Genomic DNA, 16539 nt, shown 5'->3' with positions numbered 1-16539 from the left:
ATGATTTCAATCTCATTACAAGATGAAAACATGAGGGTGCAAAGCAAGGATATGTTAGCGGGAACACCAGCCAGCTTTGACGATTCAGCGTGACGGCCATAACCTGCTGCTGGTTGGCGTTATTCAGTTTGCTTATGCCAGCACAACGAGAACCCTGACCAAAGCGCAGCCGTTGACCGCTCTGACTCATGGCGCATACTTTATGCACAAAGTAAAACGCCCACAGAATGACTTCTGTGGGCGTCTACATAAAAAGTCGAAACTGACCGGTAAGCCGCGTTCTTTTACAGAGAGCGGAGTGGACAGTCATTCATCCCCATCCACAAAGTAAAACTCCCACAGAATGACTTCTGTGGGCGTCTACATAAAGAGTCGAAACTGACCGATAAGCCGGGTTCTGTCGTGGACAGTCATTCATCTAGGCCAGCAATCGCTCACTGGCTCAAGCAGCCTACCCGGGTTCAGTACGGGCCGTACCTTGTGAACCCCTATTTGGCCTTGCTCCGGGTGGAGTTTACCGTGCCGCGAACTGTTGCCAGACGCGCGGTGCGCTCTTACCGCACCCTTTCACCCTTACCTGATCCCACAAGTGGGCCATCGGCGGTTTGCTCTCTGTTGCACTGGTCGTAGGCTTGCGCCCCCCAGGCGTTACCTGGCACCCTGCCCTGTGGAGCCCGGACTTTCCTCCCCTTTGTCTGTCTCCCCCGAAGGAGGACGGCAACAAAGCGGCGACTGTCTGGTCAGCTTCGGCGCGGATAATAGGGTATTCGACGCGGTTTGTCACCCCTCTTGCTGCGCCAGCGCATACTTATACAGCGCATTCTTTTTCACCGCGTGAATTTCTGCGGTCAGCTGAGCTGCCTTTTTCAGCGGCAGCTCCTGCTGTAACAGTGCCAGCGTACGCAGCGCCTCAGGCGGTAGCGCATCGTCCACAGCATGAAATCCCTCAACAATCAGCACCATCTCACCCTTGCGGCGATTTTCATCTTCCTGCACCCAGGCCAGCAATTCCCCCACCGGCGCGCCCTGAATCGACTCCCAGGTTTTGGTGATTTCCCGCGCCAGTACCACGTAGCGCGCAGCCCCACACACCGCGACCATATCCTGTAAACTCTCCAGCAGTCGGTGGGTGGACTCATAAAAAATCAGCGTGCGCGGCTCCTGCTCCAGTGCCCGCAGCACATCGCAGCGACTCTTACTTTTAGCGGGCAGAAACCCTTCGTAACAGAATCGATCAGACGGAAGCCCGGCCGCGCATAATGCTGTAATCGCCGCGCAGGCACCCGGTAAGGGCACGACCCTGATGCTCGCTTCACGACAGAGGCGCACCAGATGGTAACCCGGATCGTTAATTAACGGGGTTCCGGCATCAGAAACCAATGCAATGCTCTGCCCGTCGCGCAGCTTCGCCAGCAAGCTTTCCGCTTTCTGCTGTTCGTTATGATCGTGCAATGCGAACAGGCGCGCATTGATGGAGAAATGTTGTAGCAACAGCCCGGTATGACGTGTATCTTCCGCTGCGATCAGATCGACGTTAGCCAGCACGTCCAGAGCACGCTGGGTGATATCGCCCAGGTTACCCAATCGGTGTGGGAACGATGTAAAGCGTGCTGGCGGAAATCTCTTCGCGTTGTTTCATTGTTTGATCCGGTTTACCGATTTAATATTGAGCATCTTGAAAAAAACATCACTGGATACAGTATGCTTCCTTCGAAAGTCATTCATAACAAAGCAGGACGCTGCATGCCTGTTCTGCTGGCCGCCCTGTTTTTTGCCGGGTGTACCAGCCAAAGCCCACAGACACCTGCGGTGAATGTTCAGGGCGCGGCGTCCGGTACTTCCGACTATTATCTGCAACAGATGCAGCAAAGTTCAGATAATAACAAGGTTGACTGGCAATTACTTGCTATCAGGGCGCTGTTAAAAGAAGGGAAGTTCCCGGATGCCAACAACCAGATGGCCCAACTACCTCAGCAACTGAGCGATACCCAACGCCAGGAAGCGCTGCTGCTTCAGGCCGAGCTGAAAATTTCCCAGCGTGATTTCCCCGGTGCAGCTCAGCTGCTCCAACAGACGGACAAGAGCCAGCTGTCGAAAGAACAACTGGCCCGCTACTATGCATTGCAGATAGCAGCAAGTGAGGGACGCCCCTCGCTGGAAGTGCTTCGCGCCTGGATCGCCCAGGAACCGCTGTTACAAAATCCGGCTGACCGGCAAAAAAATATTGATGCCACCTGGCAGGTTCTGACGCAGATGCCGGCGGAACAGACCAACAACCTGGTGATTAATGCCGATGAAAACACCCTTCAGGGCTGGCTGGATCTGCTGAATGTTTATCGCGCTAACAGCAGCGATGCAGAGATGCTGAAAGCAGGGATCAGCGACTGGCAGACACGCTATCCCTATAATCCGGCGGCAAAAATGCTGCCAACGGCGCTAAGCCAGGCGCATAACTTCCAGCCTTCCTCAACCGGTAAAATTGCTCTGCTGCTGCCGCTGAGCGGCCAGGCGCAGGTGTTTGCGAACGCTATCCAGAAAGGTTTCAACGACGCCAAAAATGGCGCGCTGACCCAGGCAACGGCTCAGCCTGTGGACGCGAACGCTACGCCAGCAAGCGCCGCCGTTAACACCGCCGCTACAGCCGCACCGGCAGCGGGCAGCGAAGCGAATCCGGTGACTGCGCCCTCATCTGCGCCTGCCACATCACCTGCCGCAGCCGCGCCAGATGCCACCGTATCGGGTCAACCGGCAACGCCAGCCAGCAATGCCGTTGCAACAGCCGCCCCCTCCAGCGCCACTCAGGTGCAGGTCTATGACACCAGCACTCAGCCCATTGATCAGGTGTTAGCCCAGGCGCAAAAAGATGGCGCCACGCTGGTGGTCGGTCCACTGCTTAAAAACCATGTTGAGCAACTTGCTACGGTGCAGACACCGCTGAATATCCTTGCGCTGAATGAGCCTGGCACGGTACAGAACCATCCGAATCTTTGCTATTTTGCGCTTTCTCCTGAAGACGAAGCGCGTGATGCAGCCCATCATATGTGGGAGCAGAACAGACGCGCACCGCTGCTGATGGTGCCACGCAGTTCACTGGGCGATCGTGTCAGCAAAGCGTTCGCCAGCGAGTGGCAGAAACTGGGTGGCGGTACGGTGCTGCAACAGCAGTTTGGTTCTACTTCAGAACTGAAGCAGGGGATCAACAGCGGAGCCGGTCTGCGCCTGAGCGGTACGCCGATCACCGCGCAGGCTGAACAGCCTCAGGGCGTGACGGTTGCGGGACTGACCATTCCGGCACCGGTCAGCAGTCCGCAGCCTGCGGCCTCCGGCAGCGATGGCAATGTGGATTCGGTCTATATCGTGGCAACCCAGGATGAGATGGCACTCATTAAACCGATGATTTCAATGCGCGTCAGCAGCCGCAGCATGGTACAACTCTATGCCAGTTCACGCAGTTTCCAGGCGGGGGCCGGTCCGGACTACCGTCTGGAGATGGAAGGCCTGCAATTCAGTGATATGCCACTGCTGACCGGTAGCCAGCCAACCCTGTTACAGCAGGCAGCGAAGAGTTTTAACAACGATTATTCGCTGGTCAGGCTGTATGCGATGGGGGTGGATGCCTGGACGCTGGCTAACCACTTTAACGATATCCGCCAGATGTCAGGTTTCCAGATTAAAGGCGAAACCGGCAACCTGAGCGCCAACACGGATTGCGTCATCAACAGGAAGTTGACATGGAGCCAGTATCGTCAGGGACAAATCGTTCCGGCCTCCTGAACAGGCTGAAAACAGGGGCGGCCTGCGAACGGCAGGCCCGCCAGTTACTCGAACAGTCAGGTCTTGGCTTTGTCGCCGCCAATGTTCGTTTTCGCGGTGGAGAAATCGACCTGATTATGCGTGATAAAGCATGTTGGGTTTTTGTTGAGGTACGCTACCGTCGTAACGCCCTGTTTGGCGGTGCCGCGGCCAGCGTTACCCGCAGCAAACAGCAAAAGCTGTTAACCGCCGCCGCCCTGTGGCTTAATCGCCGTGGCGAGAGTCTGGAAACGGCAGACTGTCGTTTTGATGTGGTTGCCATAACCGGTGCGAATGCCGACTGGCTGCCCAATGCTTTTTCGGCGGAGTAACCGCTCTGTCATTGACTGACCAGGTGAAAGAAGTGCTGGAAAGAATTAAAGTCTGTTTTACCGAAAGTATTCAAACGCAGATCGCCGCTGCAGAAGCGTTACCGGATGCCATTTCCCGTGCGGCGATTACCATGGTGCAATCTCTGCTGAACGGTAACAAAATTCTGAGCTGTGGTAATGGTACCTCCAGCGCCAACGCCCAGCATTTTGCAGCAACGATGATTAACCGCTTTGAGACTGAACGTCCGAGTCTGCCTGCCATTGCCATGAGTGCGGATAATGTCCTGCTGACAGCAATTGGGAACGACCGCCTGCACGAAGAAGTCTATGCCAAGCAGGTACGTGCGTTAGGGAATGCAGGGGATATTCTGTTGGCTATCTCAACACGCGGCAACAGCCGCGATATTGTAAAAGCCCTGGAGGCAGCGGTAACGCGCGATATGACCATCATAGCGCTTACCGGCCACGACGGCGGCGAACTGGCCGGCCTGCTGGGCCCACAGGATGTGGAAATTCGCATCCCCTCACACCGCAGCGCAAGAATTCAGGAAATGCATATGTTAACTGTGAACTGCCTGTGCGATTTGATCGATAACACCTTGTTTCCCCACCAGGACGTTTAAGGAGCCGAAATGAAGGCATTACCCGCTATTGCCGTGGTGTTTACCGCGTTGATGTTACAGGGCTGCGTGGCCGCAGTGATTGGCAGCGCAGCCGTTGCCACTAAAACCGCCTCCGATCCCCGGACGGTGGGCACTCAGGTGGATGATGGTACGCTGGAGCTGCGCGTCAGCAATGCGTTGTCCAAAGACCAGCAGATCAAAACCGATGCCCACATTGTTGCTACCGCCTATCAGGGGAAAGTACTGCTGACCGGTCAGGCCCCTGACGCCACCATCGCCAGCCGCGCCAAACAAATCACCATGGGCGTGGACGGCGCAACCGAGGTCTACAACGAAATTCGTACCAGCGATAAAGCCAGTTTTGGCACGGCATCTTCCGATACCTGGATCACCACCAAGGTCCGCTCACAGCTGTTAGCCAGCGACCAGGTGAAATCGTCTAATGTGAAGGTGACGACAGAAAATGGCGAAGTGTTCCTGTTAGGCCTGGTAACCGACGCGGAAGGAAAAGCGGCGGCCGACATTGCCAGCCGTGTGAGCGGCGTGAAACATGTCACCACCGCCTTTACTATCCTGAAATAGTCCCACTCATGACATCCGTAACCGGCACAGCCCGGTTACGGATTTTTCATCCCCGACCTGCTTTATATCCGGCTAAGGCAATCCAGCGCCACCGCCCTGAAGCTGTCAAAATCCACACTGTCCCGCAGCCGCGTCATTGCCCTTTCACGCATGAAAGTGACAAAAAGATCGTAGATCGCCATCGCTTCTTCATATTCACTTTTACTGATAGCCAGCAGGAAAATTACACTGGCGGTTTCATCTCCCCAGCGGATACCCTGTGGTGCCAGTACGGTATAGACCACGGTTTTCTTCGCCAGCAGCCCCAGTGAGTGTGGCAACGCAATACCCTCTCCCAGCATGGTACTGACAATCGCCTCGCGCTCCTCAACGGAAGGATAAAAATCACAGTCCACCACCCCTTCCGCCTCCAGCTGGTCGCAGAGCATCCGGAAAAGCGTGCTGCGGGCCATTGGGCGATCGACGATACAAAAGTGTCTGGCGTCAAAGAACTTTTCCAGCATTCCGACACGGGTTCGGTCCACCAGCACCTGTTTACCGATCTGCTCCAGCTGATAGCCGGTCGGAAACGGTGACATCACCACCACAGGTTTATTTTTCTCAGTCAACCTCACAGTGGAAATGACAAAATCCTCCTCAATACTTTCCTGCCGCTCATACTCGCGCAGCGAAATAATATGACGGATGACAATCTGCGGATATTTGCGCATCAGCATGGTCTGGATCATACGAACGGTTGAGGTGCCGGTGTCGCACACCAGCAGGATCTGTGGATGGTGCTGATAGCTGACGTTGTAATGACGCTCCAGTCCGACACCGATATGCAGAACCAGGAAACCCATTTCATTCTCACTGATCGCATACGGGGTGTATTTACCCCAACTTGAAACGGCAGCCAGCGTCACATCCCAGGCCATCGGATAGTGCTGTTTAATATTCGCCAGCAGCGGATTGGGGATGTTTATCTGATAGCGCACGCGGGTAATCATCGTTTTAATATGCGTCAGCAAATCTGCCCGCAATTGCATATCGCTCTGAAGATCGAAACGGTAATGGCTGTTGATGTAGCTGAGGATATAGTTTACCAGCGACTCGCCGTCATCCGGCCCTATTGCGCTGGGGGCGATCTCCTCAACCCTTCTTGCCGCGATATTGACCCGCAGCCAGGCTTCTTCCGCAGGTGAAATTACCTTGCCGGTTAGCGGTCGCATCAGATGAATAATCTGTCGGGCAGCGTCGTGCACATCCTGATCGACATCATCGGCACTGAAATCAGACAGCGGATAGCCCTCGCTGATACGCCGCACCGCCACCGCACAGTAAATCCGCAGGTAAAGTTCACTGTCATCATTCAGACGAATATTGCAGCGGCTGAAGCACTGATTAAGCAGCGGGTGCAACCTCTCCAGCATCCCACTGTTCAGCGCTTCCAGCCGGAGTAGCGGATCGTCGGAATCCTCCTGAGCAATCTGGTACAACAGTTCGGTCAGACAGGTTCGCACTGCCACTTCACGGCCAAACAGTTTCATACCGTAGCGCGGCCGGGTTTCAATCACCAGTTGATAACGCGCCAGCCTCTCACGTACCTCCGCCATATCGCCCTGCAATGTCGCACGACTGACAAACCACTCTTCCGCCAGATCTTCCAGCTTCAGCGAAAAAGCGGCGGTCAGGAAACGGATCAACAAATAATGCACGCGAGCGCCGGAGGTGCGCGGTATCCGCAAATGTGAAGGTGACTGCTGCTGCAACTGACCGTAGCGGGTAGCATCGGTAATGTTAATTTGATAACCCGCGCCACGACTGAGCACAAAGCAGACCCCGTGCTCAGCCAGCAGGGCATTCAGCGAGGTGATATCCGTGCGCACAGTACGGGTCGATACCGCCAGACGCCGCGCCAGCTCGTCAGGAGGCAGCGTTTCGTTTTGCAGCAGACTAAACAGCTGGGAGAGGCGTTGATTTGGGAATCTCAAGGCTGTTCCTGTGGTGAAAAGGCAAGAAAAGGTGGTGCGACGTGGCGCTTATCCACCCGGAACTAGATTACGGCGTGAATACCAGCTGGGAAGGTGCGCCGACCGCCGTGTAATCACCACTGAACGACAGCACACCGCTGGCCGGGTCCACGCGAAAACGCGTGATGTTATCGCTGCGCTGATTGACCGCGTAGAGCGTCCTGCCATCGGCTGACAGGCTCAGCGTGCGTGTGTAGTCACCCCGAGTCCAGACATCGTCTTTATGGCTCAGCGACCCGTCAGGCGCAATGGCAAAGTGCGCAATGCTGTTGTGCAGGCGATTAGCCACCCACAGATTCCTGCCAGCCTTATCCATCACCAGGCCAGCGGCGAAACTGGTGCCCTTATACCCTGCCGGTAAGGCTGAAACGGTCGCCCCCTCGCTCAGGGTGCCGGTATCGCTATTTAACAGATAATGCGTCAGGGTCGACGCTTCTTCATTAATCAGGTAGAGCGATTTACCGTCGGGATGAAAGACAAAATGACGAGGTCCGGCTCCGGCAGAAGAAGCGGCGATCCACGCAGGCTGGCTGGCCTGCAATTTGCCATTGTGGCTCAGACGATACTGCCAGATACGATCCAGCCCGAGATCGGTTGAGAAAACAAATCTGCCGGAGGGATCGCTGGCGATCATGTGCGCATGAGGACCGTTATGATCGCTGATGGCAAAGCTGCCCTCAACCGCCGCCGCCGGTTTCGTCGCGCCTGCCGGTCCCTGATGCTGCCGGGCGTCACTGGCTTCAGAAAGTCGGCCATCCGCCTGCACCGGCAGAACCGCGATGCTGCCACTGTTGTAGTTGGCTACCAGCAAAAATTTACCGTCCGGCGTCAGCGACAGATACACCGGCCCCGCCCCCTGTGAGCTGACCTGATTGCGCATTTTCAGACTGCCGTCACGCGCAATGGCATACGCCACCACCACACCTTTTTCGCTTTCACTGGCGACGTACAGGGTTTTGCCCTGTGCATCGATGGTCATCTGCGCCGGGCTGAGCTGGCTGCTGACCAGCGTTTTGTCACTCAGCGCCCCATCAGCCGGGTTGACCTGAAAACGGTAAATGCCTTCTGCGTTCGGCGGATAGGTGCCCACCCAGGCATACTGTGCGCTCACCGCACAGGACGTGGTCGCCATCAGAGCCAGAGACGCCGCGAAGATTACCGAACCATAACGCATAGTGTTCCTCTCAGTATCAGTGAAAGCCGCTGAGGTGACGCTGCCGGAACACCTGGGGATTGTCGCGGCAGCATACCTGCCTCATCCGGGCGGGTTGCATTCAGAAACCGTTGGTCGCAGCCAACAACATACGGAGCTCGCCGGCGGGGTTTCAATCCAGCAAGCTTCTGGTCATCGCCAGCAATCTGCTGACATCGCAGGGCCGGGTATTGCCTGTCTCTTTATCGATTATCGAACTGTAGATATGCGGGATGATTTTACTGACCCCCGCGTCAAGGGCGATCTGCAAAATCTGCTGATAGTTAGCCAGATCAATACCGCCGGTTGGCTCCAGCCAGAAACCCTGCTCCGCGCAGGCTTTTGCCACCGCGCTGAACTCATCAATCGCCCGCAGGCCGCCCATGGGGAAATATTTTACCGAGCTGCCGCCAAAGTCTTTCAGCATGGCGATGGCCGTTGCCACTGGCACAATGCCATCGGGCGCTTTGGCACTGCGTGGCCCGGTGGAGATTTTAACCATTCCCACACTACCGGTGGGGGAGATAAGACCGTTAACCACCGTCTGCTCCTGTCCCAGCAGCGCCCGGCTGGTTGCCACACCGGTAAACACCTGGTTGACATGCTGCGGCTGTAGCTGCGCTGAAATGGCGCTGACCATCGCAGACTGGTTTGGATCGCCAGCTCCCAGCCCCACCGACAGCGCATTATCAATCAGCCGGGCATACTCACGCATATCCGTCACCGCACTCGTCACGTCGGGGTAGTTTTTCGACAGCACGCCCACCAGCACGTAGCCCTCTGCGGCCTGCCACACCTCGCGCGCGTTCTCTTTCGAACCGGCCAGCACGTTCAGACAGACGCGATCCCGGTAAAATTTGGGGGTCAGCGTCATGAGGTTGTTGCTCCTGACAGCAGTGTACTGATGCAGCTGAACAGCGTATGCAGCTGTTCCGCCGATACGCTACGGACATCGACTTCCACCATCCCTTCGTTCGCCTTATAGCCACGAAAGTAAATGGCAATATCGCCGGTTTTCAGCGCCTGTACCACTTCAGAGGTGGCACGGCCAATGATCGCTTCATCAAAATGAATTTCCGTGCGGGCGATATCACGTCCGGCAGCATCCCAGATCACCCTGGCGCGGATACCGTGCAGGGTGTTCAGCTGGTTGATAAATGGCGTCATTTTTTCCACCATCTGTGCACCAGAGACCCTCTCCTGCACCCTGTAATTTTCAATCGCCTGGGTCAGACCAAGAATGCTCTCCTTGCCGACCTTCATCGCCCGGCCAATGCCCATCGCCTGACGTTTTACCCAGCTGACGTACTGCCGACGTCCGACGACCAGCCCGCTGGTTGGGCCTTCGATCGCTTTAGCGCCGCTGTAAATCACCAGATCGGCTCCTGCCTGGTAATAGCACTGTAAATCCTCTTCCGCTGCCGCATCGACAATCAGCGGCACACCGTGTTGCCGCGCCACCCGCGCGGCGTCAGCCACGCTGAGATGACTTTTTTGTACGCAGTGATGAGACTTGACGTAGAGGACGGCGGCAGTCTGCGGGCCCATCGCCGCACTGAGTTGCTCAGCCGAACATTCGTTGGCATAACCGGCCTCCACCAGCCGTCCTCCACCCATGGTCACCATAGTGCCAACCGGTGCGCCATAGTTGACGTTGTGGCCTTTTGGCAACACGATGTCGTGTGGCACCGTCAGCGGTGCAGCGTGCAGATTCTCCAGCAGCCAGTCGTTATCCTGCACAATCACTGCGGCCACCGACTGGGCGATACCCGCAGAAGCGCAGGAGACCACCACCGCGTCCTCACACCCAAGCAGCCCCGCAATATAAGCCCCGGTTTTATCCACCAGATCTTTCATTTCAAAATAGTGATTAAGGCCGTACTGCACGGTTTCAACCACGTCCTCCGCCGGAGTGGAGACACCAAGAATGGTCATACGGCCGGAGGCATTGATCACCTGTTTCAGGCCATATTTTTCATAAATCGAAGACATGCTGTTTTTTCCCTTCATCGGTAATAAACCACCTGCCGCCCACCATCGCGGCCAGCGGTATCAGCTGTTGTTCACCCGCGACAGATTCGCCCTCAGAATCAATGAACAGGCAATTTTCCGCCTGCAAATCAAACAGAGTCAGATCGGCGTCGCCGCCTACCCGTAACCGCCCTTTTTGATGCAGACGCAGCCCTTCTGCCGCATTGATCGTCACGCAATCAATGATTTGCGGCAGCGTCATCCCGACACTGAAAAATTTGGACATCACATGGGCAAGGCTGTGCACCGGGCCACTGAGGCGGTTACGGCAGTAAATGTCAGAACTGATGGTGTGCGGCAGAATACCCTGCGCGATAGCGGCCCCTGCCACCGCAAAGCTGAAGCTGGCGCTACCGTGACCGACGTCCAGACGCACACCGCGCTGTAAGGCCTGTGCGATCGAGGCACGCAAGGTGCCAGTTGGGGTGAGGATACGGTTGGGCTTGCCGTGATAGCAGTGGGTGATGATATCCCCCTGACTGAGCAAATCAGCTATCTCATCCAGGTCCGGCGGGGTGTTGCCAATGTGTACCATCAGCGGCAGATCGCCGTTCTCCCGCTGGATCGCTTTGGCGCGAATCAGTGGCTTAATACCGTTATCACCTGTCACGCTGCTGCTCATGCGGGCTTTGAAACCCACAATAAACTCCGGCAGGCGTACCAGCGCATCGCGCACGACAGCAGCGTCAATCTGGCGCATATCCGCCAGCTCGTTCTGGGTGACAATCCCGCTGCGGGCAATATTCAGCAGCGCATAAACCTGAGTACGGGCGCTGCGGGTGAGCTGATAAAATTGCTCCACCTCGTCAGCCCCGGTGCTGCCTGCATCCACCACCGTGGTCACGCCGCTTTCCACCCCAACACGGTCGGGCGTGTCATGGTAAAGCGGCGACTGCGAATAGCAGTGGACGTGAGAGTCAATCCAGCCCGCGCTTAACCAGAACCGCCCCTGAAGATCGCACTGCTGTAATGCGCTGCCGTTCACCTCGCCCAGCGCGGCAATTTTACCCTTGAGGATGGCAATATCCGTCAGGCCGCCATCCGTCAGTCGCGCCCGCCGGATGATAAGATCAAACATGGCAAACTCCTGTATTCATCCATTGAGAATGGTTTATTCCGTGCCACACCGTCTTTAGCTCAAAGCGTGACCGGAAAAACGGCACCCAGCAGCATCGCGCCAAGAATGGCACCGCCGGTGATCGGTTTATCCCACAGATAGAACAGCAGCGCGCCGAGCAGCGCACCCACACCAATCGGGATGGAGGCCGCCATGGCAGAGAGGATAATCAGTGGTCCCAGAAAGCGACCAGAGGCGTTACCCGCGCCCATCATTACATCTGCGCCGTAGGTCGAGTCACTGTTGTTAATGGTAAATTTCCGGGCCAGCACAATCAGATAGCCCGTTGCCATCCCCAGCAGCAGGCCGGTGAGCAGTGAGGCGGCAAAGTTGGCAACCGGATAGACAATTCCCGCGCCCAGCAGCATTGCCGGTACCCCCAGACCAATGCCGGTCTGCACCGCACCGCCAATATCCAGAATGCCCACCAGCGACCCTTCAATGATGCGGGCAAACAGGAAGCTGGCCCCAAAGGCGGCCACCGCCCCATAGACACCGGTTTCCATGCCGGAACGCAGCATCGAAACAAAAGCCACCTCGTTGAAAGCCCCCAGCCCATAGACGTAGTACATGTGCGTCCCGGCAAACACCCCGGCAGAGAGCAGTCCGACAAAAATCGGGAAAGACCAGTCGGCATACCAGAAACCGCGCGTTGACTCTTCCATTTACATCGCCCTCTTATTTTCCGCTCAGGGTGTTATGAATCATCTCCAGCCAGCCCGGGATCCCCAGCTGGAAGGACTGCAATACTTTCATATCAAAGCCACGGAAAAATCCGCTGAGCACAAACAGCAGCACGATGGCCGACATCATTACCCCGGTAACTTTGTTCCAGCCGCTCTCTTCCACGCCTTTGCCAATCAGAATGCCCAGCACCAGGCCCGGCACCGCGTTGCCCATAATCAACTGCGCCAGCCCGCCAAACAGGGTGGCCCAGGCACCGGACTTTTTCCCGGCATCAATGGCCGCCAGCCAGAAGATCACCGGAATCACGGTGTTAACCAACAGGTTGGCGGCAGGCACCAGCACTTTAACCGCCGTCACCTGAAGCGCAGCCGGCACTGCGGAAGCAGTGGAGTTAAGAAAGGCAACCACAATCATGCCGATCAGCCCACAGGCCAGGGCCATCTTTTTGGGATTGTGCAGGGTTTCAGCGACGCGGCGATTTTTCACCATCAGCGCGGCGGCTCCCCAGTGGGGAATAATGCGGTGATCGACGTCCTGGGTGAAGGAACCGGCCGCCACCGAAGACGCCCAGGCATTGAAGAAGAACCCCAGACCAAAGGAGAAGTGAGAAGCCGGATCGCCCTCGCAGGAGTTGAGCTCGCCCAGGGTACGAAATGCCCCCATCCCCTGAGTGGCGGGCGCATGAAACATGCGGGCTGCGCCTGCGCCCACGCCAACCCCCACCAGGCCACCGATGATCAGCGACTTTAAAAGAATAATTAAAAACATCAGTCTTTCCTTTCAGGCTTACGCCAACGTTTTTAAGTCATGATTATTGCTGCCCTGGCGGGCAGATTTTTATTCCGTAATGAAGTCCACTTTATCCACCTCGATGACGCTGACGTTGACGATAATCTCCAGCTCAATGCGGTAACGCCGTCGCTCCCGTGCCAGAAAAAAGAACAGAAACTTCTCCTGCCTGATGCTTTCCCGCGCCTGAACCACCTTTACATCCTGCGGTTCAATACGCAGCAGCACCTGGTCTGAGGATTTCAGCAGCGTCTGTTGTACCCGGCTCAGCGCATCAGCGAAGGCTTTACGCCTGCTGTCGCCCGAACCGCTGACGTTCACCGTGGTGGTGAATTGCCTTTTCATTACTCAGCTACCGTGTTTCTTGTGCCACGCCTGAACCAGACGTTCACCCAGTTCCTCTTTGTCCATAAAACCAAAACCCAGCACCGTGGCACCTTCATTAATGGCCGTCACCCCTTCTTCAATGGCCCGCATCCCGTGCTTTGCTTTATAGCCATATTTGTTCTGCGCGGTGATCGCCCCTGCGCCGCCGCTGCCGCAAAACGAAATGCCAAAAGAAGCGTTTTCTGCTTTCATCACGTCGCCCAGCTTCATATCTGCCGCCACCCCCGGTACAACGACGGCTCTGCCCCCCGCACGCTCCACGCCTGCGGCAACTTTCTGACCTTTACCCAGGCGATCGCCAATCACGACAATGATTTGTGACATCTTTTGTTCCTTCCTTTTTCGTTCAACAGGATTTTTCGTTGGTTTTTGCCACTTCAAAATGGACTGACAGTAGCCAGGCTTCCTCCACCGGCAGATTAGTGAACAGATCGACAACCTGCTGTGCCAGCGCCATTGATTCGGCAGAGATATCCTCAAACAGCTCAGCCTCCACTTCCGGCAGCGGCTCGCCGGTCAGCGAGCGCATGGCCATTGCCCACACATGCGAAGCCAGCATCTGCTGCTGAATGTCGTTGGGGTAAATCTCTCTGCTGGCGAATAATCCGGCAATCTGGCTCATTACCCGATCGGCGAGTGCCTGAATGGCCTGGTCAGCCGCTGCTGTCCCCTCCGACACCGTCCCTTCTTTCACTAGCTGCCCCTTATTTTTCGTTCAGGCTCAGGCACGAAACCGAGTTTATTGCTGATAAAAATAAGTTAACGCCAGGCCGTGGCTGTGTGGAGCGCCACTTTTTCCACTTCAAAGCGGAAATAGCGGCGTAGCGGACGATCTCTGCCACAAAAACGGCGTCTCGTGCATGAAGAGGGCATAAGTCACAGGAAAATCATATCAACCCGGCTGATAATGCAAATTCAATGCATCAGCGGCATCGATCACCTGCGGAAACAGGCTCGATGTCGGTCAGAGACAGGAAAAACTTATTTAGTGTGGCAGGACGCGTGAAAAACTCTTTCGTCTCTGCCAGCGGGAAATATCGGCGGGCCGCGCAGTCAGAAAATACGGGCTCAGCTGAGCCCGTGACCATTAACGAAACTTTTTATGTCCTTCTTTACGGGTATCGTCGAATTTCTTCGCTTCTTCCTTCGCACCAGTCAGATTACCGGCCTCCGCCAGCTTCATACTGACATCAATCTGCGCAATCAGTTTGTCCATCTGCGCGCGGTATGCTTTCATTTCCGCACCGTCCGCTGGCTGGCCTTGCAGTTTGTCCGGCGTCTGGTTTTTGGCATCTTCCGCCGCTTTGCGCATATCGCCCAGCGCCTTTTTAAACTCCGTCGCATCGTCCGTTTTCATTACGGTGCGATAGGCCCCTTTCAGCATCCCCATATCATCTTCCAGACCGGCCAGCGCGGAGACACTCGAGCACAGCAGGCACGCCGCTAATACGGCTGATAACGTTTTACGCATTGCTCACTTCCTTTATTTTTATTAAGAAAAATACAACAAAAAAGGGTGACCTGAAGTCACCCTGATAATACTACGCGAGTATGAAGAAATTACTGTCCGGCGATTCTCATTTCCGGCAGAAGAACAGATCCGCACTGAATATTGCTGCGGGTTTCAATATCATCACCGACGGTGACGATGTCTCGCCACATCTGTTGCAGATTGCCTGCAATGGTGATTTCACTGACCGGATACTGGATCTCGCCGTTTTCCACCCAAAAACCGGCTGCGCCACGGGAGTAGTCGCCCGTAATCCCGCTGACGCCCTGACCCATCAGTTCGGTGACCACCAGGCCGGTGCCCATTTTCTTCAGCAGTTGCGTAAAGCTGTCGCCCTGTCCGGCAATCCGCCAGTTATGGATGCCGCCCGCATGACCGGTACTTTGTAAGCCCAGCTTGCGGGCTGAATAGCTGCTTAATAACCAGCTTTGCAGCACGCCGTTTTTAATGATGTCTCGCTGTTGGGTGCGAATCCCTTCACTGTCGAAGGGAGTGGAAGCCAGCCCTTTCAGCAGATGCGGCTGCTCCTGAATGGTCAGCCACGCCGGTAAAATCTGTTTGCCCAGTGAATCCAGCAGGAAGGTAGACTTACGATACACACTTCCGCCGCTGATCGCCCCAACCAGGTGGCCGAACAGGCCAGTGGCGACTTCGGCTGCAAAGATAACCGGCGCTTTCATGGTGGCAAGTTTACGCGGCGACAGGCGGGACAAGACCCGGCGGGCAGATTCTTCACCAACCCATTCTGGTGACGCCAGATCATTCAGAGCGCGGCCAATGGTGTAAGCGTAATCACGCTCCATATCACCACTCGCTTCTGCAATCACGCTGCTGGAAAGGGAATGACGGCTGGAGCAGTAGCCCTGGAGCATACCGTGGCTGTTGCCAAAGACTTTAATGCCGACATGGCTGTTAAAACTGCCGCCCTCGGTGTTGGTGATGCGCGGATCCGCTTTCAGCGCGGCCTGTTCGGCGCGGGCCGCCAGTTCGATCGCCTGCTCCGGCTCAAGATCGGCAGGATGAAAAAGATCCAGATCCGGCGCATCAAATGCCAGCAGTTCCCGATCGGCAACCCCGGCATAAGGATCGGGCGAAGTGTAACGGGCAATATCCACGGCAGCCTGGACGGTTCGTTTGATCGCCTCCGGGCTGAGATCGGTAGACGAGGCGCTCCCTTTACGGTTCTGGTGATAAACGGTGATACCCAGTGCACCATCGCTGTTGAATTCGACGTTTTCCACTTCACCATATCGGGTACTGACGCTGATACCGGTCGTTCTGGTTACGGCGACTTCCGCTCCGTCGGTACTGACTTTGGCCAGTTCGAGTGCCTGAGCTACCGCCTGTTCCAGGGTTTTACGCTGTTCTGCAACTTGGGAGAGTAATTTCATCGACCTACCATATAATTAACAGAGGGTTTCTCTGGCCGGCATAAATATGCCAGATTCCCCGGCTCTTTAGTGATTGAGGTTTATTTGAGTCTAA

17 protein-coding genes, 1 other RNA gene and 1 pseudogene are annotated in these 16539 nt (G+C 55.9%); 5 read left to right on the top strand and 14 right to left on the bottom strand.

Going from position 1 to position 16539, the window contains the following annotated elements; all coding sequences use genetic code 11:
* The first annotated feature begins 76 nt into the window (after nt 1–76).
* Nucleotides 77–331: a hypothetical protein gene (locus AC3RPL_RS25210; RefSeq protein WP_490741976.1), complete on the top strand. Its 255-nt coding sequence runs from the start codon at nt 77–79 to the stop codon at nt 329–331.
* 39 nt (nt 332–370) lie between these two features.
* On the opposite strand, the gene rnpB is transcribed toward AC3RPL_RS25210, so the two are convergent.
* An RNA gene (rnpB, locus tag AC3RPL_RS25205) (RNase P RNA component class A) lies at nt 371–748 on the bottom strand.
* Between the two features lie 32 nt (nt 749–780).
* Nucleotides 781–1639 (bottom strand): annotated as a pseudogene (gene rsmI / locus AC3RPL_RS25200) (16S rRNA (cytidine(1402)-2'-O)-methyltransferase).
* A gap of 62 nt (nt 1640–1701) precedes the next feature.
* On the opposite strand from rsmI, the gene AC3RPL_RS25195 reads away from it, so the two are divergent.
* From AC3RPL_RS25195 to dolP, 4 genes are read left to right on the top strand one after another with little or no spacing between them, the layout of a single operon-like run.
* Complete coding sequence (locus tag AC3RPL_RS25195; protein ID WP_490741975.1) at nt 1702–3774, top strand: penicillin-binding protein activator; 2073 nt, start codon at nt 1702–1704, stop codon at nt 3772–3774.
* Nucleotides 3732–4124 (top strand): YraN family protein, encoded by a 393-nt coding sequence (locus AC3RPL_RS25190; RefSeq protein WP_490741974.1) that lies wholly within the window; start codon nt 3732–3734, stop codon nt 4122–4124. Before AC3RPL_RS25195 ends, AC3RPL_RS25190 begins: the two co-directional genes overlap by 43 nt.
* A 32-nt stretch (nt 4125–4156) precedes the next feature.
* Nucleotides 4157–4747: a DnaA initiator-associating protein DiaA gene (diaA, locus tag AC3RPL_RS25185; RefSeq protein ID WP_490741973.1), complete on the top strand. Its 591-nt coding sequence runs from the start codon at nt 4157–4159 to the stop codon at nt 4745–4747.
* 9 nt (nt 4748–4756) lie between these two features.
* Nucleotides 4757–5329, top strand: coding sequence for a division/outer membrane stress-associated lipid-binding lipoprotein (gene dolP, locus AC3RPL_RS25180; protein ID WP_379892972.1), 573 nt, complete (start codon nt 4757–4759; stop codon nt 5327–5329).
* 62 nt (nt 5330–5391) lie between these two features.
* Here the strand turns inward: dolP and AC3RPL_RS25175 are convergent, their stop codons facing one another.
* The 12 genes from AC3RPL_RS25175 to pmbA all read right to left on the bottom strand — a co-directional run bounded on the left by AC3RPL_RS25175 (nt 5392) and on the right by pmbA (nt 16445).
* Nucleotides 5392–7302 carry a BglG family transcription antiterminator gene (locus tag AC3RPL_RS25175; RefSeq protein WP_490741972.1) on the bottom strand — a complete coding sequence of 637 codons (1911 nt, stop codon included), beginning with the start codon at nt 7300–7302 and terminating at the stop codon, nt 5392–5394.
* Between the two features lie 67 nt (nt 7303–7369).
* Nucleotides 7370–8515: a lactonase family protein gene (locus AC3RPL_RS25170; RefSeq protein ID WP_490741971.1), complete on the bottom strand. Its 1146-nt coding sequence runs from the start codon at nt 8513–8515 to the stop codon at nt 7370–7372.
* A 151-nt stretch (nt 8516–8666) separates the two neighbouring features.
* Nucleotides 8667–9407 (bottom strand): 2-dehydro-3-deoxy-phosphogluconate aldolase, encoded by a 741-nt coding sequence (gene dagF / locus AC3RPL_RS25165; RefSeq protein WP_490741970.1) that lies wholly within the window; start codon nt 9405–9407, stop codon nt 8667–8669.
* The gene (locus AC3RPL_RS25160) at nt 9404–10525 is read right to left on the bottom strand and encodes a DgaE family pyridoxal phosphate-dependent ammonia lyase (protein WP_490741969.1); all 1122 of its coding nucleotides are present in this window, start codon (nt 10523–10525) and stop codon (nt 9404–9406) included. Before AC3RPL_RS25160 ends, dagF begins: the two co-directional genes overlap by 4 nt.
* The gene (locus AC3RPL_RS25155) at nt 10509–11642 is read right to left on the bottom strand and encodes an amidohydrolase/deacetylase family metallohydrolase (RefSeq protein ID WP_490741968.1); all 1134 of its coding nucleotides are present in this window, start codon (nt 11640–11642) and stop codon (nt 10509–10511) included. Before AC3RPL_RS25155 ends, AC3RPL_RS25160 begins: the two co-directional genes overlap by 17 nt.
* A gap of 59 nt (nt 11643–11701) precedes the next feature.
* A complete protein-coding gene (locus tag AC3RPL_RS25150; protein ID WP_490741967.1) occupies nt 11702–12346 on the bottom strand; it encodes a DUF4310 family protein in 645 nt (214 codons plus the stop codon).
* Nucleotides 12347–12359: 13 nt separating this feature from the next.
* Nucleotides 12360–13136: a DUF4311 domain-containing protein gene (locus tag AC3RPL_RS25145; RefSeq protein WP_490741966.1), complete on the bottom strand. Its 777-nt coding sequence runs from the start codon at nt 13134–13136 to the stop codon at nt 12360–12362.
* 69 nt (nt 13137–13205) lie between these two features.
* A complete protein-coding gene (locus tag AC3RPL_RS25140) occupies nt 13206–13502 on the bottom strand; it encodes a DUF4312 family protein (RefSeq protein WP_490741965.1) in 297 nt (98 codons plus the stop codon).
* Between the two features lie 3 nt (nt 13503–13505).
* A complete protein-coding gene (locus tag AC3RPL_RS25135; protein WP_034939835.1) occupies nt 13506–13868 on the bottom strand; it encodes an SFCGS family glycine-rich protein in 363 nt (120 codons plus the stop codon).
* A gap of 22 nt (nt 13869–13890) precedes the next feature.
* On the bottom strand, nt 13891–14238 hold the full coding sequence (locus tag AC3RPL_RS25130; RefSeq protein WP_490741964.1) for a glycine dehydrogenase: 348 nt from the start codon (nt 14236–14238) through the stop codon (nt 13891–13893).
* Between the two features lie 393 nt (nt 14239–14631).
* The gene (gene cybC / locus AC3RPL_RS25125; RefSeq protein WP_490741963.1) at nt 14632–15015 is read right to left on the bottom strand and encodes a cytochrome b562; all 384 of its coding nucleotides are present in this window, start codon (nt 15013–15015) and stop codon (nt 14632–14634) included.
* An 89-nt stretch (nt 15016–15104) separates the two neighbouring features.
* Nucleotides 15105–16445: a metalloprotease PmbA gene (gene pmbA / locus AC3RPL_RS25120; RefSeq protein ID WP_261642452.1), complete on the bottom strand. Its 1341-nt coding sequence runs from the start codon at nt 16443–16445 to the stop codon at nt 15105–15107.
* Nucleotides 16446–16539: the final 94 nt, after the last annotated feature.

The organism is Erwinia papayae, from assembly GCF_058241465.1.
The sequence above is the reverse complement of the archived record's forward strand: the minus strand, read 5'-3'. Positions and strand labels throughout refer to the sequence as shown.

Excerpts from the sequence above, each read along its gene's own strand:
- AC3RPL_RS25160 (WP_490741969.1), bottom strand. The coding sequence starts at position 10,525 with ATGTCTTCGATTTATGAAAAATATGGCCTGAAACAGGTGATCAATGCC.
- AC3RPL_RS25145 (WP_490741966.1), bottom strand. The coding sequence starts at position 13,136 with ATGTTTTTAATTATTCTTTTAAAGTCGCTGATCATCGGTGGCCTGGTG.
- dolP (WP_379892972.1), top strand. The coding sequence starts at position 4,757 with ATGAAGGCATTACCCGCTATTGCCGTGGTGTTTACCGCGTTGATGTTA.
- cybC (WP_490741963.1), bottom strand. The coding sequence starts at position 15,015 with ATGCGTAAAACGTTATCAGCCGTATTAGCGGCGTGCCTGCTGTGCTCG.
- AC3RPL_RS25170 (WP_490741971.1), bottom strand. The coding sequence starts at position 8,515 with ATGCGTTATGGTTCGGTAATCTTCGCGGCGTCTCTGGCTCTGATGGCG.
- dagF (WP_490741970.1), bottom strand. The coding sequence starts at position 9,407 with ATGACGCTGACCCCCAAATTTTACCGGGATCGCGTCTGTCTGAACGTG.
- pmbA (WP_261642452.1), bottom strand. The coding sequence starts at position 16,445 with ATGAAATTACTCTCCCAAGTTGCAGAACAGCGTAAAACCCTGGAACAG.
- AC3RPL_RS25150 (WP_490741967.1), bottom strand. The coding sequence starts at position 12,346 with ATGGAAGAGTCAACGCGCGGTTTCTGGTATGCCGACTGGTCTTTCCCG.
- AC3RPL_RS25190 (WP_490741974.1), top strand. The coding sequence starts at position 3,732 with ATGGAGCCAGTATCGTCAGGGACAAATCGTTCCGGCCTCCTGAACAGG.
- AC3RPL_RS25135 (WP_034939835.1), bottom strand. The coding sequence starts at position 13,868 with ATGTCACAAATCATTGTCGTGATTGGCGATCGCCTGGGTAAAGGTCAG.
- AC3RPL_RS25195 (WP_490741975.1), top strand. The coding sequence starts at position 1,702 with ATGCTTCCTTCGAAAGTCATTCATAACAAAGCAGGACGCTGCATGCCT.
- AC3RPL_RS25140 (WP_490741965.1), bottom strand. The coding sequence starts at position 13,502 with ATGAAAAGGCAATTCACCACCACGGTGAACGTCAGCGGTTCGGGCGAC.
- AC3RPL_RS25155 (WP_490741968.1), bottom strand. The coding sequence starts at position 11,642 with ATGTTTGATCTTATCATCCGGCGGGCGCGACTGACGGATGGCGGCCTG.